This is a genomic window from Kitasatospora sp. MAA4 (assembly GCF_029893355.1).
Taxonomy (GTDB): domain Bacteria; phylum Actinomycetota; class Actinomycetes; order Streptomycetales; family Streptomycetaceae; genus Kitasatospora.
The window spans coordinates 46,844-60,562 of the sequence record NZ_JARZAI010000041.1 but is presented as its reverse complement, the minus strand read 5'-3'; the positions used below and the strand labels follow the sequence as shown (position 1 = coordinate 60,562).

Genomic DNA, 13,719 nt, shown 5'->3' with positions numbered 1-13,719 from the left:
GACGGCAACCGGCCCTACGACATGCGCAAGGTGATCGAGGAGATCGTCGACCACGGCGAGTACCTGGAGGTCCACGAGCGCTGGGCCACCAACGTAATCGTCGCGCTGGCCCGCATCGACGGGCACGTGGTGGGCCTGATCGCCAACCAGCCGCAGTCGCTGGCCGGTGTGCTGGACATCAATGCTTCGGAGAAGGCCGCCCGGTTCGTGCAGATGTGCGATGCCTTCAACATCCCGCTGGTGACCCTGCTGGACGTGCCCGGCTTCCTGCCCGGCGTCGACCAGGAGCACGACGGCATCATCCGGCACGGCGCCAAGCTGCTGTACGCGTACTGCAACGCCACCGTCCCGCGGATCCAGCTGATCCTGCGCAAGGCCTACGGCGGCGCGTACATCGTGATGGACTCCCGCTCGATCGGCGCGGACCTGTCCTACGCGTGGCCGACCAACGAGATCGCCGTGATGGGTGCCGAGGGCGCCGCCAACGTGATCTTCCGCCGCGAGATCAACGCCGCCGAGGACCCCGAGGCGATGCGCGCCCAGAAGATCAAGGAATACAAGAACGAGCTGATGCACCCGTACTACGCGGCCGAACGCGGCCTCGTGGACGACGTCATCGACCCCGCCGAGACCCGCTCCGTCCTGGCCGCGGCCCTCGCCATGCTCCGCACCAAGCACGCCGACCTGCCCTCCCGCAAGCACGGCAACCCACCCATGTGAGGACCCACCCATGACCATCACCATCACCCGCGGCACCCTCGACGACGAGGAACTCGCCGCCCTCACCGCGGTCCTGATGGCCCGCGCCGCCGCCCAGCAGGCCGCCGCGGCAGGGGCCGCACCGCTGGAGCCGATCGCCCGCTGGCAGCGCCTGGAGCGCCGCCCGGCGTACTACTCGCCCGTCAGCTGGCAGCAGGCCGCCTAACCGAAAAGGTCCGCTCCTGCCTCCGGTTCGGTGACCCAGCCGGCGTTCAGCACCAGCCGCGAAGCCCGGTGGACGGCGAGGAACCCGAACGGACGGTCGAAGTGAGCGCTGATCCTGCGGGCGCGGTAACGGTACTGCGGCATCCCCGCCGCCGCGCCGCTCAGCGCGGTGATGCTCGCCGAACGGAAGCCGAGTGCACCGAACGTGGCGGTCGTCGCCTGCCCGGCCGCCTGGACCGCCAGCGGTTTGCTACTGATCCCGGGAAAGTGTCCTCGGGTCAGATCCGACGCCGTGCGAAGGCCGAACAGATCAGCGTGGTCAAGCAGATCGTGCCGGGCACTGACGGTGAAGGCAGCGGTCTGCACCCACAGCCGCGGCTCACCGTCGAAGCTGGGGACGCGCGCGACGCTCAGCCCGGGACCTGGTTCCCCGTACGGGAGTTGATCGCCCGGGAGCACGCTGCTCCGCCGGGACAGGGTCTGCACCGCGGCGGACAGCACCTGACCCGGCGCGGCCTCCTCCGCCCCCAGGAACAGGTGGACGTCGACCCCCTGGGCACCGAGCACCCGCAGCACCGTGATCGGACCGACCGGGGACTGCGCGACTCCCACCCGGTCGAGCAGCCGGCTGACCCGGTACAGGCCGGCCAGGCCCCTGCCGCGCCAGGGCCCGGACTCCGGATCCAGCCAACCAGTCGTGAACGGGCGGATCCAGTCGGTGCGGACCGTCAACGCACCGGCCAGCACCAGCCGGGTGTCCTCGTCCACGTCGACGGACATCGACGCGATCCGCCCGTCGGTGCACCGCGCCGCCCAGGCGTCGAGCCGAGCCTGATCCGGGACCGGGTCGCCGCTGAGCCGCTCGTGGACGCGATCGGGCAGCGCGGCCAACCAGTGCGACTCCAGCGGTATCTCCTCATGGGTCCACAGCCCCAGCGCGCTCCGCACACCGCGCATCGCACCGATCGCGGCCAGCAGCCCCCGCGCCCCGGCCGCCGCACCCTCCGCCGGAACCCCGACAGCCTCCGCGAGCTCCCCCCGGGCAGCCCCGCCGGCGCCGTCCGCCAGGAGGGCGAGCAGCGGCCACACCCCGGCGCCGGTGAACGCTGTGCCGTCGCCCGGCAGAGCGGCAGCCCAGCGGGCCGTCAACGCGTTGACCGCCCGGACAGCAGAACTCATCACTTGATCACCATAGGGCTTTCGCACGCGCGTATCGCGCACTCGCCACCATCCACTCCGCCAGCGCGACCCGGAAGCTCTCAAGAGCACCGGCGAACACGCCGTCGCGCTCCTGAAGCGCGGTGCGCGCAGGCGGAGAACGCGTGCAACAGCTCCTGCACCAGCGGCGTGTTCCAGTCGGACGTGACGCACTGCTCGGCCAGCTCGCACCACATCGCGGCGAGCAGCATCCCGCCATCGGCCGGCCGCACCGCCAGATACTCCCGCAGCGTCGGTGTCCGCCCACAACGCCCATACTCGACCAGCTTCTCGTGGGCCGCCCGGATCCACGCAGCCAACTGCCGCCGGTACCGCCCCCACCAGAACCCCGGCATCACCTCCCGCGTCCGCCCCACCAGATCCGCAATCGCACACACGAGAGGGTGCTCGCCAACCACCGGCTGCACATCCCCGCCCACGGCATTCAGCAGCGCCAGCACCAGTCGATCGACCACCTCTGGCGGCGCACCGGCCGGCTCCCGGTCCAGCTCATCGTCCAGCAGCCAGACCAGCACCGCCCACTGCGCAGCCAGGTGCAGAGGCGCGCCAACCGCGGTGGGCCACGCCCTGAGACAGAGCTCGACGTACCCATGGCGCAGGTAGTCGTCAGGCGCCGGATGGACATCGAACTGCACCATCCAGGTACGAACACCCACATACAGATCCGTACGCCGAGGATCGGACGACGCGGGTTGCCGCACCGGCTCCAGCCCGAGGTCCGCGTACGGTCGCTGATGCCCCATCATGACGCCCCATCCCTCGTGTGCCGCTCAACCCGCTGCACGATGACGGTCATCACGGCGATGAGTTCCAGGGCCTCCGACAGATCGGCGCTCCCGAGGCCGTCCCGGGTCATCGCCCGAAGCTGCCCCGTGATCCGGGCGAGGTCCATGCTCGCAGCCGGTTCGTCGTAGGACCGCTCCAGACTCCAACCGAACACCGGAGACGGAGCCGAAGACCGAGGCTGGGCCACGGCGGCTACGCGGGGCGCCGGCCGGGACTCGGCTACCCCACCCCAGAACGGAGTCGGCAGTGTCCGGTAGAACTGCCGGTGCTCCTCACCGAGTTCGATGGACTCCCGCTGATCCGTCATCGGCCGGCCTCCGCATGCTCAGCACAGGAGACGACAGCCCAGCCGAGCTTGCCGCTACCCGACCGCGTGAAGAATAGCCCGGTGGCTACCAGCGGTGGATCGGTCCCGTTGCAGTTGATACACGCCTGTCCGTGAAGCTGGGCTGCGGTGGGACTACGCCTGCGCGGCTCCACACGCACGATGCTTTTCTTCAGTGTCACCTGCGTCATGTCGACCATGTTGATCGACGGGCCTGGACCCGGACAGGAGGTGCGAGGAGCCAGGTCGAGCGTTTGCTTCACACCCCGTGTGAACCGGAGTCAGATAGCCTTTGACGAGCATTCAAGTTCTGCCGTGAGGTGGCCCCATGGAGCCAAACATCCTGCTGGACGTTCTCCTTGAAGAGGCCGGGGGCATGTCCCACGCCGGCCTCGCCGCACGGGTCAACAAGGCTGCCGCGAGCCGTGGGAAGGAGACACGCTACGACCACACCTCCGTAACGCGCTGGCTCCGCGGTCAGCGACCACGCGGAGACGGTCCAGACCTGATCTGCGACGTCCTCAGTCGAAAACTCCGACGCCCGGTCAGCCTTGACGACATCGGCATGGGCCAGCCCAACAGTCTCCCTCAGCCGACAGCCCTCGGCGCGTTCGTTGACCGCGCAGTGGCACTCTGGCGCTCGGACCAGCAACACCGAACCGAGGTCCAAGCCGCCCCAGCCATAGTCGGCACGCCAGCTATCATCCCAGTCTGGGAGTGGGAGAACCCGCCGGACGACGCCGACATCTCACGGCGCGGTACTCAGAACGTCGGCCACGCCGACCTGGCCATGCTCCGTGCTGCACGCAACCGCTACGAGCAGATGTACCGCGCCTCCGGCGGCGTGGCCACCCGCGCTCGCGTCGTCGGGTTCCTCGCAAACCACACCGCACCCCTGATCCGCGGCACCTACACCGACGTTGTCGGCCGCGATCTCTACCGGGCAGCCGGCGGCCTCGTTGCGGTGGCTGGCATCTGCGCCTACGACTCCGACCATCAGGGCCTGGCACAGCGCTACTTCCACCAAGCGCTGCGCCTGGCCAAGGCGAGCGGCGACCGGGCGTTCGGCGGATACGTCGTGGCCCTGCTCGTCAATCAGGCGCTCTTCCTCAAGGACTATCGGCAGGCCGTCGCGTTCGCCGAGGCCGGCGTCCGCAGCGCGGGCGCCGCCATCAGTCCCGCGCTGGCCACCGACCTCTTCGCGATGCAGGCGAAAGCCTTCGCCAGGATGGGCGACACCACTGGAGCCCATCAGGCGATGGGACGGGCAGAGACCGCGGCCGCTGGTATTCGCCCCGAGAGCGAGCCCCCTGAGACCGGGTACGTGCAGCCCGGCCTGGTTGAGGCACAGCTCGCTGAGGCCTTGATCAGCCTCGGGGACTGGAGCCCCGCGCGCACCTACGCTGAGGAAGCCGTTCGCGTCCAGGCCCACCCGCGCGGTCGTGTCCACCGCATGGCGACCCTGACCACCGTTGACCTCGGGCGGGGCGCGGTCGAGCAGGCCGCGGCCAACGCGGTGGCCGCCCTCCACCTGGCCAGCGGCATGGAGTCGCAGCGGCTCCGAGACCGCTTCGCGGAGCTTCGTCTCCAACTGGCCGACAGCCACACAGCGGCCGCCCGCGACGCGGTCGACCAGATCGATGCGTCGCTCTCGGTACCGCTGTAGCTGCCCTACCCTGGGCGCGAGCAGCCAGTCCTGAGTGGGGAGCACAGCGTGTCGTCGGTGTGGAAGAACCTGACCGAGCACACGGTCTACGAGAACCCGTGGCTTCGGGTCAACCTGGCCGACGTCGAGCTGCCCGACGGCCGACACCTTGACCACTACGTCCTCCGGCAGCGCCCTGTTGCGCTCGCCACCGCCGTCAACTCGGACAATGAGGCGCTGCTGATCTGGCGGCACCGATTCATCACCGACTCGTGGGGCTGGGAACTCGCGGCCGGTGTCGTAGAGGACGGCGAGAGCCTGGAGGACGCGGCGAGCCGGGAGATGCTGGAGGAAACCGGCTGGCGCCCCGGGCCGCTACGCCAGCTGCTGACAGTCGAGCCGTCCAACGGACTCGCGGACGGCCTGCACCACGTCTACTGGTCGGACAGCGCCGAGTACGTCGGCCTGCCGGAGGACGACTTCGAGTCGGACCGCCGCGAGTGGGTCCCCATCAGCAGCGTGCCGGAACTGGTGACCAAGGGTGAGGTGCGCAGCGCCAACGCAGTAGCCGCGCTGCTGCTACTGCACCACCTGACCGGGGCCTGAAGCCCGGCGGCGGGAGAAGCAGTGGCTGGGGCTGCGACCTGGAACGCGCTCCAGGTCGTCTGCCGGACGTAGGTTGGGCCGTGCTGGTCAGCCACGCTCAGCTCGCGCCAGCATTGAACTTCGCGATCAGCTCAGGCAGTTCGTCCAGCGAGCCATCGACTACGGGTTCCACCACCTGGTCGGCTGACACCAAGGCCGGCAACCACGACCAGCCCGACCAGGTAGCAGAGCACGAGTGGGTGCACCTGTTGGGCAGGCGAAGCGCGTCACGATCACCGCGATGTCCGGATCCGGGTTGTCTTCGTCGACACCCGGATCCGCGTGCACAGGTCCTGGTCCCTTCTCCTCTACCGGACCGAGGAGGAGTAGTGCCGGCGCGCCGCTGAACGGCTCACGTCAGCCCATCCGGACGGCGCGCCCACCGGAGGGTCATTGCGCGAGGTTGGCCGAGGCGGCCACTACAACTTGGCCGGCGGGCACCGGCGCACGCGCTCGACACCTCACCCGACCTGCGGAACCCGACTGCGGAGGCGACCCGATGGCCGAGGAACAGGCCGAGGAACAGGCCGAGGAACAGTTGGGGCGACTGACCACCGAGGCCCACCGTCCCGAACTCGCCCGGATCGACGAGTTGCCCACCCTGGAGATCGTCCGGCTGATGAACGCCGAGGACCAACTGGTCCCGGCCGCCGTCGCCGCTCAACTGCCGTGCATCGCCGCCGCCATCGACGCCATCGCCGAGCGGATGGCGTGCGGCGGAAGGCTCGTCTACGTGGGCGCGGGCACCGCCGGACGCCTGGGCGTGCTCGACGCCAGCGAGTGCCCGCCCACCTTCAACACCGCGCCCGGCCAGGTGCTCGGCCTGATCGCCGGCGGGCCGTCCGCGTTGCACAGCGCCGTCGAGGGGGCCGAGGACGACCGCGCGGCGGCCGCCGCCGACCTCGTGCGGATCGGGCTGACGGAGCGGGACAGCGTGGTCGGCGTCTCCGCCTCGGGCCGAACGCCCTATCCGCTCGCCGCCGTCGAGTACGCCCGGGAGCTCGGCGCGCTCACCGTCGGGCTCTCCTGCAACGCGGACTCCGCGCTGGCGGCGGCGGCCGAGTACGGCATCGAGGTGGTGGTCGGCCCGGAGGTGCTGGCCGGCTCGACCCGGCTCAAGGCCGGCAGCGCGCAGAAGCTGGTCCTCAACCTGATCTCCACCGTCACCATGATCCGACTCGGCAGGACCTACGGAAATCTGATGGTCGACCTGCGGGCCACGAACGAGAAGCTGCGGGCGCGGGCACGCCGGATCCTCGCGCTGGCCACCGGCGCCGACGACGCGACGATCGAGCGCGCCCTGACCGCCACCGGCGGCGAGGTGAAGAACGCCCTGCTGGTGATCCTCGGCGGGATCGACGCGCCGACCGCGGCCGCCCGGCTCGCCCGCCACCAGGGCCGGCTGCGGAACGCCCTGGCCGACGAATCGACCTGACACCGCCACCACCACAGGCCCGCCACCTCCGACCAGAAAGCGAGCACCCGTGTCCGACGCGAGCCACCCGACCCACCGCGCCACCGCCGCCGCGATCCTCCCGCTGCTCGGGGGCGCCGCGAACATCAGCACCGTCACCCACTGCATGACCCGCCTGCGCCTGGGCCTGCGCGACCGCGCTCTCGTCCAGCGCGCTGAACTTCGTGCCCTCCCAGCGGTGTTGGGAGTGGTCGAAGACGACACCTACCAGATCGTGGTTGGCCCCGGCGCAGTGGCGCAGGTCGCGAAGGAGCTGGAACGGCTCCTCGAAGCCGACCGGATCCACCGAGCCCCGACCGCCGCGCCCGGCACCGTCACCGGCGGCGTCGGCATCGGCGGCACCGGCACCGGCACCGGCCAGGGCCGCAACGCCACCCCGGTCAGGCGCGCGCTGCGCCGGGTGGCCGGCGTCTTCGTGCCGCTGATCCCGGCCCTGATCGGCTGCGGCGTCGTGGCGGGCGTCAACGGACTGCTGGCCAACCTCGGTTGGGCGCCCGGCCTGGTCCCGGCACTGGGCGCGATCGCGGGCGGGTTCATGTCGCTGATCGCGGTGTTCGTCGGGTACAACACGGCCAAGGAGTTCGGCGGCACCCCGATCCTCGGCGGCGCCGTCGCGGCCGTGATCGTCTACCCGGGGGTGGCGAACGTCTCCGTCCTCGGGCAGAAGCTCGCCCCCGGCCAGGGCGGCGTGCTCGGCGCCCTGGCCGCGGCCCTGCTGGCGGTCCGGATCGAGCGGTTGTGCCGACGGCTGGTGCCGCAGGCGCTGGACGTCCTGCTCACCCCGACCCTGACCGTCCTGCTGACCGGCCTGGTGACCGTCTTCGGGCTGCTGCGCCTCGCCGGCGTCGTCGCCGACGCGACCGGCAGCGCGGCGAGTTGGCTGCTCTCGCACGGCGGGGCGTCCGCCGGGCTGCTGCTCGGCGGGCTCTTCCTGCCGCTGGTGATGCTGGGCCTGCACCAGGTGCTGATCCCGATCCACGTCACCCTGATCCAGCAGCAGGGCTACACCCTGCTGCTGCCGATCCTGGCGATGGCCGGCGCCGGCCAGGTCGGCTGCGCGATCGCGGTCTACGTCCGGCTGCACCGGAACAGCGCGATCCGGGACACCATCAGGTCTGCTCTCCCCGCCGGGCTCCTCGGCGTGGGGGAGCCGCTGATCTACGGCGTCTCGCTGCCGCTGGGCCGTCCGTTCGTGACGGCCTGCCTGGGCGGCGCGGCGGGCGGCGCGTTCATCGGCCTGTGCAACCAGCTCGGCACGCCCGTCGGTTCGACCGCCATCGGCCCCTCGGGCTGGGCACTCGTCCCCCTGCTCAGGGGCCCCCACGGCGGACTGGGCGCAGCCGTCGCGGTCTACGCGGGCGGGCTCCTGACGGGCTACCTGGTCGGCTTCCTGGCCACCTACCTCTTCGGCTTCACTCGACCCATGCTCGCCGACCTGAACCGGGAGCCCGAGCCCGAGTCCGAGCCCGTGCCCGAGCCCGAGCCCGAGCCCGAGCCCGAGCCCGAGTAGCGGTGTGCGGACCGGGAGTTACGCCCTGCCGAGGGGGTTCGGGGCCTCCGCGGCGGGCTTCAGGTAGCGGACGGCGGCTGCCACCACCCTTCATGCGAGGGCCCCCCTGGCCGTCGGACGGATGGTGCTCAGGCGCCGGTCGGCCTCGGCGACCACCGCGCGCAGCCGGTCGGCCTCGGCGGCCAGGGTGGCCCGCCCGGCGTCGGCGAGGGCGTACGTGCGGCGGGCGCGGCCGTCGATCACCTCGTCGCGTTCGACCTGGATCAGCCCCTGCTGGAGCAGGCGGTCCAGCGCGCTGTAGAGCGTGCCGGTGCGCATCTTGACCCGGCCGTCCGAGATCACGGCGATTTCCTGGATCAGGGCGTAGCCGTGTCGTGGGGCATCGGCCAGTGCGGTGAGCAGAAGCAGCGTCGGCTCCTGCATGGAGCGCTCTGTCATGTGGCTATATATATCGCTCATCGGCATATGCCGTCCAGCACTGTCCGGGAAAGCCGAACGGGCCCGGGCGGCGTGTGACGCCTGCCCGGGCCCGTTCGGCCTGTCCCCCTCCTGGGCCCTACCGGCTCACACCGAGACCTGGGCGCCCATGATGACGCACCGGTCACTGGGCAGACCGAAGTACGTGACGGGGCTGCTCGCGTTGTTGGCGAGCGTCAGGAAGAGCTTCTTGCGCCACCGCTGCATGCCCGGCGCGTCGGTCCTGATGATCGTCATCCGCGAGAGGAAGTAGGACACGTCATCCACCTGCAGCCCGTGGATCTGACCCGCGTCGGGGTGCTGCGCGGCGAGCCGCAGCACCTGCGGGATGTTCGGCTCGTCCTGGAAGCCGAATCGCGCGGTGAGGTGGGTGATGCCGTCGTCGCTGTGGCCGAGGTCGTCGAAGGCGCACCGCTCCGACTCGGGGATCGTGGGTACGCGTTCCACGACGACCGACAGGATGACCACGTTCTTGTGCAGCGTGTGGTTGTGCTCGACGTTGGCCCGCAGCGCCAGCGGAGTGGTCTCGATGTTGCGGTTGAGGAACACCGCGGTGCCGTCGACCCGGTGCACCGGCGGGTCCATCGCGTCGACGATGTCGCAGAACTCGCGCAGCGAACCCTCCAGCGCGGTCCGGTTCGGGGTGACGATCTGCCGGCCCCGCTGCCAGGTGATCAGGATCGTGAAGACCGTGAACGCGACCAGCAGCGGCAGCCAGCCGCCGTGCACGACCTTGGTCAGGTTCGCCGCGAAGAACGCGATCTCGCTGGTCAGGAAGACGACGGCGCCGAGCGCGATCATCCAGCCCGGCTTGCGCATCATGACCCGGGCCACAGCCAGGAAGAGCACGGTGTTGAGCACGAAGGTGGCGGTGACCGCCACGCCGTACGCGGAGGCGAGCGCGGCGGACGAGCCGAAGCCCACCACCAGGGCCACGACCGCGCCGAACAGACCCCAGTTGATCACGGGCGCGTAGACCTGGCCGACCTCGTGCTCCGAGGTGTGGCGGATGGTCATGTGGGGCAGGACGCCCAGCTGCACCGCTTGACGCGTGACGCTGAACGCACCGGAGATGACGGCCTGCGAGGCGATCACGGTGGCGATGGTCGCCAGGATCACCATCGGGAACTGCGCCCAGCCGGGCATCAGCAGGAAGAACGGGTTCGAGATCGCCGACGGCGTGCGCAGGATGAGCGAGCCCTGGCCGAGGTAGTTGAGCGTCAGCGTCGGGAAGACCAGGAAGAACCAGGCGCGGTGGATCGGCGACCGGCCGAAGTGGCCCATGTCCGCGTAGAGCGCCTCGGCGCCGGTCACGGCCAGCACGACCGAGGCCAGTGCCACGAACGCGATCAGTCCGTGGTCCACGATGAAGCGCAGGCCGTACACCGGCGACAGCGCCTTGATGATGCCGGGGTGGCTCAGCACCTCGGCGCCGCCGGTGGCGCCCAGGATGAGGAACCACACCGCCATGACCGGGCCGAACAGGTTGCCCACCAGGTTGGTGCCGTAGCGCTGGATCGCGAAGAGCAGCACCAGCACCGCGATCGTCACCGGGATCACGAAGCTGCTCAGGCCCGGAGCCGAGACCTTCAGCCCCTCGACGGCCGACAGCACCGAGATCGCCGGCGTGATCATCCCGTCGCCGTAGAACAGCGACGCCCCGAAGATCCCGAGCGCCACCAGGATCACCTTGGTGCGCGCGGACTTGAAGTCGAGCTTCTGGACCAGGGCGGTGAGCGCCATGATCCCGCCCTCGCCGCCGTTGTCGGCGCGCAGGATGAAGGTCACGTACTTGACCGACACGATCAGGGTGATCGCCCAGAACACCAGGGAGATGACGCCGTACACCTGGTCCGGCGACGTCCCGACCGCGTTGTTGTCGGCGGTGAAAACGGTCTGGATCGCGTACAGCGGGCTGGTGCCGATGTCGCCGAAGACGACGCCCAACGCGCCGAGGGTCAGGGCCGCCATGGCGGGGCGGCGGCTGCCGGATCCCTTGCCCTCGGGCGCGCCGCCGGGTTCAGGTGGGGTCAGGCCGGCGGGCGTGCTCTTAGCGATTTCGATACTCATAATGAACGCAGATCATACGCATGGCTCATTCCGGTACCGGGCCCCGGTGCCGGAACGCGCGTTCGCGTCAGGCGGTGACCCGTTCGGCCCGCTCAGCCCTGCGTCCGACGGTCTCCTCGCTGGTGGCGGCGGTGTTCTCGCGGGGCGCGGGGAGCACGGCCATGATCACGCCGGAGATCACGATGGTCGCCGCCCAGGCGAGCCCGTACCTGCCGACGGGAGTGCCCGCGAGCGGGCCGGCGAACCAGTCGCACTTGGTGAAGGCGAGCCCGATCAGCAGGGCGAGCACCCAGGACACCATCGCCTGCCAGCAGAAGCCGCCCACGTACCAGTACCGGCTGCTCCGGCTGGTGTCCATCAGCGCGGCGGCGTCGTAGCGCACCGCGCGCGACCGGCGCCGGAACATGTCCACGGCGTAGACGCCGATCCAGGCCGAGAAGGAGACGGCGAGCAGGATCAGGAAGGTGATGAAGGAGCCCAGGAAGCTCGTGGCGACCAGCATCAGCAGCAGCCCGCCGACCAGCGAGATCACGGCGTTGATGCTGACGGCCATGGCGCGCGGCAGCTTGACGCCCATGGTCTGGGCGGTGAAGCCCGCCGAGTACATCGAGAGGCTGTTGATCAGCAGCATGCCCACGATCGCGGTCAGCAGGTACGGCACGGCCAGCCAGGTCGGCAGCAGGTCGCCGAGGAAGGAGACCGGGTCCGCGGCCTGCGCCAGACCGGGCGAGGCCACCGCCATCACGGCACCCATCAGCACCATCGGCACCATCACCAGACCGGCGCCGGAGACCGTCACGCCGACGATCTTCCTACCGGAGGCGGCGTGCGGCAGGTAGCGGGCGAAGTCCGGGCCGGTGGGGACCCAGCTGATGCCGCCGGCGGCGATCGTCCCGATGCCGGCGATCATCATCGCGGTGGTCCCCGCGGGCTTGGAGAAGACCTCGCTCCAGTGCATGGTCGCGACCAGGTAGCCCAGCACCAGGACGCTGAAGATGCCGAAGAGGTACGTCGACCAGGTGTTGCAGACGTTCAGCGCCTTCCGGCCCATGCCGGAGACCAGGAACGTACAGGCGACGAAGACGAAGAGCGTGATGACGATCAGCGCGGTGTTGCTCTTGATGCCGAAGCACAGGTCGAGAACGGTCAGTACGGCGTACGCACCGGTGACGGCGTTGATCGTCTCCCATCCGAACCGGGCGACCCAGAGGATCGCTCCGGGGAAGAGGTTGCCGCGCACACCGAAGGTGGCCCGCGAGAGGGTGGCACCCGGCGCCCCGCCCCACTTTCCGGAGACCGACAGCAGGCCGACCATGCCGAACGAGGCGAGCGCGGCGCACGCCGCGACGATCAGGACCTGCCAGAAGTTCAACCGGTTGAACACCACCAGGGCCGCACCCATGGTGAGGAGCAGGACGCTGATGTTCGCCGCGACCCAGGTCGGGAAGAGCTCGCGGACTCTGCCGCGGCGCTCGTGGTCCGGGACGGGTTCGATACCGCGTGTCTCTATCGCGCCGTCGGTGTCGGCGGTGGACAGGTCCATGAGGGTGGCTCCGGGCGTGTGAAGCGGGGGACAACTAGGACATATGCACTATTGGCGGAACTCTTCGCGCGTAGCGCGCGGGTCGAACCATCGTACTTTGCTCCGGATGGACCGCTGCGACGGTCGCTGGCGGAGGCGGCAGGCAGGTGTTCTAGGATGTCGGCCCATGACGGAGACATGGGGGACAGGGGCGGCGGGTAGCGGCGAGCCCCTGGTGACCGAGACCGGGCATCCCGACTGGGCTGCCCTGGCGGAGCGCCACGAACAGCAGGTTCAGCGGCGTCGGCAGATCCGCGCGGTGGTGAGCGGGGTGGTGGCCGTGGCCGCCGTCGGCGGCATCGTGGTCACCGCGGTTCAGCTGTCGGGCACGACGCAGAAGTCCGCCCACGCCGGCTCGACGGCGGTCACCGGCCTCGACAGCAACGGGGGCACCGGCGATCCGAGCGTCGGCGCGTTCGGGGCCGCGCACGGGGGCGCCGCCCCGAGCGCCTCGGCCACCGCCGCGTCCAGCGCAGGCGCGGGCTCCAGCCCCGGTGCCACGGCCGCCACGCCCGTCGCCGGCGCCTCGGGCGCGGCCCCGGCGAAGTCCGCCGCTCCGCTGCCGGGAGCGCCCGCTGCACCAGGAGCGCCCGGCGCGCCCGCTGCACCAGGAGCGCCCGCCGCGGGCAGCACCCCGGCTGCGCCGCCGCCCGGCGCCCCGACCACCGCTCCCCGGCCCGGCGCCACACCCACCACACCGCCGCCGCCCAAGGCAACGCCGACGCCGTCCCCGACCGCGGTCAACCCGTACAGCGCCGGTCAGGTCTGCGGCAGCGGCTACGCCGTCGTCGACTCGCACAACCTCGGCGCCGCCACCGTCTACCTGCTCTTCAACAACGCCACCGGGAACAACTGCGTCGTCACGCTCGCGGCCCACCCCGGCGGCGCGGTCGCGATGAACGCGACCCTGAGCGTCCAGGGCGGCGCCTCGGCGAGCAACCCGGGCAGCTTCACCTACTACGCGGGTCCGGTCTCGGAGCACGCCCCGAAGACCTGCGTCCAGTTCGGCGGCTCCTACCAGGGCACCGCGTGGACCAGCCCCTGGAGCCACTGCGGCTGAGGC

General features: G+C 70.6%; 13 protein-coding genes. 7 read left to right on the top strand and 6 right to left on the bottom strand.

Translation table 11 applies throughout. From position 1 onward, the window contains the following. Positions 1 to 720: carboxyl transferase domain-containing protein (locus P3T37_RS34460; protein WP_280727894.1), on the top strand; the 720-nt coding region annotated here is incomplete at its 5' end. Between the two features lie 10 nt (positions 721 to 730). Further along, entirely contained in the window at positions 731 to 925 is a 195-nt protein-coding gene (locus P3T37_RS34455; protein ID WP_280727893.1) for an acyl-CoA carboxylase subunit epsilon, read from the top strand. Here the strand turns inward: P3T37_RS34455 and P3T37_RS34450 are convergent. The 3 genes from P3T37_RS34450 to P3T37_RS34440 all read right to left on the bottom strand — a co-directional run bounded on the left by P3T37_RS34450 (position 922) and on the right by P3T37_RS34440 (position 3,235). After that, positions 922 to 2,103: a serpin family protein gene (locus P3T37_RS34450; protein WP_280727892.1), complete on the bottom strand. Its 1,182-nt coding sequence runs from the start codon at positions 2,101 to 2,103 to the stop codon at positions 922 to 924. The two genes, P3T37_RS34455 and P3T37_RS34450, sit on opposite strands and share 4 nt — an antisense overlap. 80 nt (positions 2,104 to 2,183) lie before the next feature. After that, positions 2,184 to 2,888 (bottom strand): terpene synthase family protein, encoded by a 705-nt coding sequence (locus tag P3T37_RS34445; protein ID WP_280727891.1) that lies wholly within the window; start codon positions 2,886 to 2,888, stop codon positions 2,184 to 2,186. Continuing rightward, entirely contained in the window at positions 2,885 to 3,235 is a 351-nt protein-coding gene (locus P3T37_RS34440; protein ID WP_280727890.1) for a hypothetical protein, read from the bottom strand. The genes P3T37_RS34445 and P3T37_RS34440 overlap by 4 nt, the downstream gene beginning before the upstream one ends. Positions 3,236 to 3,581: 346 nt before the next feature. On the opposite strand from P3T37_RS34440, the gene P3T37_RS34435 reads away from it, so the two are divergent. The 4 genes from P3T37_RS34435 (at position 3,582) to P3T37_RS34420 (ending at position 8,527) form a co-directional block, all read left to right on the top strand. Further along, positions 3,582 to 4,919, top strand: coding sequence for a transcriptional regulator (locus P3T37_RS34435; RefSeq protein ID WP_280727889.1), 1,338 nt, complete (start codon positions 3,582 to 3,584; stop codon positions 4,917 to 4,919). A 48-nt stretch (positions 4,920 to 4,967) separates the two neighbouring features. Beyond that, a complete protein-coding gene (locus tag P3T37_RS34430; RefSeq protein ID WP_280727888.1) occupies positions 4,968 to 5,504 on the top strand; it encodes an NUDIX hydrolase in 537 nt (178 codons plus the stop codon). A gap of 538 nt (positions 5,505 to 6,042) precedes the next feature. After that, positions 6,043 to 6,978: an N-acetylmuramic acid 6-phosphate etherase gene (gene murQ, locus P3T37_RS34425; protein ID WP_280727887.1), complete on the top strand. Its 936-nt coding sequence runs from the start codon at positions 6,043 to 6,045 to the stop codon at positions 6,976 to 6,978. Positions 6,979 to 7,027: 49 nt separating this feature from the next. Beyond that, positions 7,028 to 8,527, top strand: a complete 1,500-nt coding sequence (locus P3T37_RS34420; RefSeq protein WP_280727886.1) for a PTS transporter subunit EIIC — start codon at positions 7,028 to 7,030, stop codon at positions 8,525 to 8,527. Between the two features lie 90 nt (positions 8,528 to 8,617). Here P3T37_RS34420 and P3T37_RS34415 read toward each other — a convergent pair whose 3' ends face one another. From P3T37_RS34415 to P3T37_RS34405, 3 genes are all read right to left on the bottom strand, one after another. After that, complete coding sequence (locus tag P3T37_RS34415) at positions 8,618 to 8,965, bottom strand: PadR family transcriptional regulator (RefSeq protein WP_280727885.1); 348 nt, start codon at positions 8,963 to 8,965, stop codon at positions 8,618 to 8,620. A gap of 126 nt (positions 8,966 to 9,091) precedes the next feature. Beyond that, positions 9,092 to 11,074, bottom strand: a complete 1,983-nt coding sequence (locus tag P3T37_RS34410; protein ID WP_280727884.1) for a potassium transporter Kup — start codon at positions 11,072 to 11,074, stop codon at positions 9,092 to 9,094. 67 nt (positions 11,075 to 11,141) lie between these two features. Next, on the bottom strand, positions 11,142 to 12,617 hold the full coding sequence (locus tag P3T37_RS34405; protein ID WP_280727883.1) for a cytosine permease: 1,476 nt from the start codon (positions 12,615 to 12,617) through the stop codon (positions 11,142 to 11,144). Between the two features lie 166 nt (positions 12,618 to 12,783). Between P3T37_RS34405 and P3T37_RS34400 the strand changes: the two genes are divergently transcribed. Then, positions 12,784 to 13,716, top strand: coding sequence for a hypothetical protein (locus tag P3T37_RS34400; RefSeq protein ID WP_280727882.1), 933 nt, complete (start codon positions 12,784 to 12,786; stop codon positions 13,714 to 13,716). Positions 13,717 to 13,719 lie beyond the last annotated feature (3 nt).

Coding starts and splice junctions, on each gene's coding strand:
- P3T37_RS34455 (WP_280727893.1), top strand. CDS start 731: ATGACCATCACCATCACCCGCGGCACCCTCGACGACGAGGAACTCGCC.
- P3T37_RS34450 (WP_280727892.1), bottom strand. CDS start 2,103: ATGAGTTCTGCTGTCCGGGCGGTCAACGCGTTGACGGCCCGCTGGGCT.
- P3T37_RS34445 (WP_280727891.1), bottom strand. CDS start 2,888: ATGATGGGGCATCAGCGACCGTACGCGGACCTCGGGCTGGAGCCGGTG.
- P3T37_RS34440 (WP_280727890.1), bottom strand. CDS start 3,235: ATGACGGATCAGCGGGAGTCCATCGAACTCGGTGAGGAGCACCGGCAG.
- P3T37_RS34435 (WP_280727889.1), top strand. CDS start 3,582: ATGGAGCCAAACATCCTGCTGGACGTTCTCCTTGAAGAGGCCGGGGGC.
- murQ (WP_280727887.1), top strand. CDS start 6,043: ATGGCCGAGGAACAGGCCGAGGAACAGGCCGAGGAACAGTTGGGGCGA.
- P3T37_RS34415 (WP_280727885.1), bottom strand. CDS start 8,965: ATGACAGAGCGCTCCATGCAGGAGCCGACGCTGCTTCTGCTCACCGCA.
- P3T37_RS34410 (WP_280727884.1), bottom strand. CDS start 11,074: ATGAGTATCGAAATCGCTAAGAGCACGCCCGCCGGCCTGACCCCACCT.
- P3T37_RS34405 (WP_280727883.1), bottom strand. CDS start 12,617: ATGGACCTGTCCACCGCCGACACCGACGGCGCGATAGAGACACGCGGT.
- P3T37_RS34400 (WP_280727882.1), top strand. CDS start 12,784: ATGACGGAGACATGGGGGACAGGGGCGGCGGGTAGCGGCGAGCCCCTG.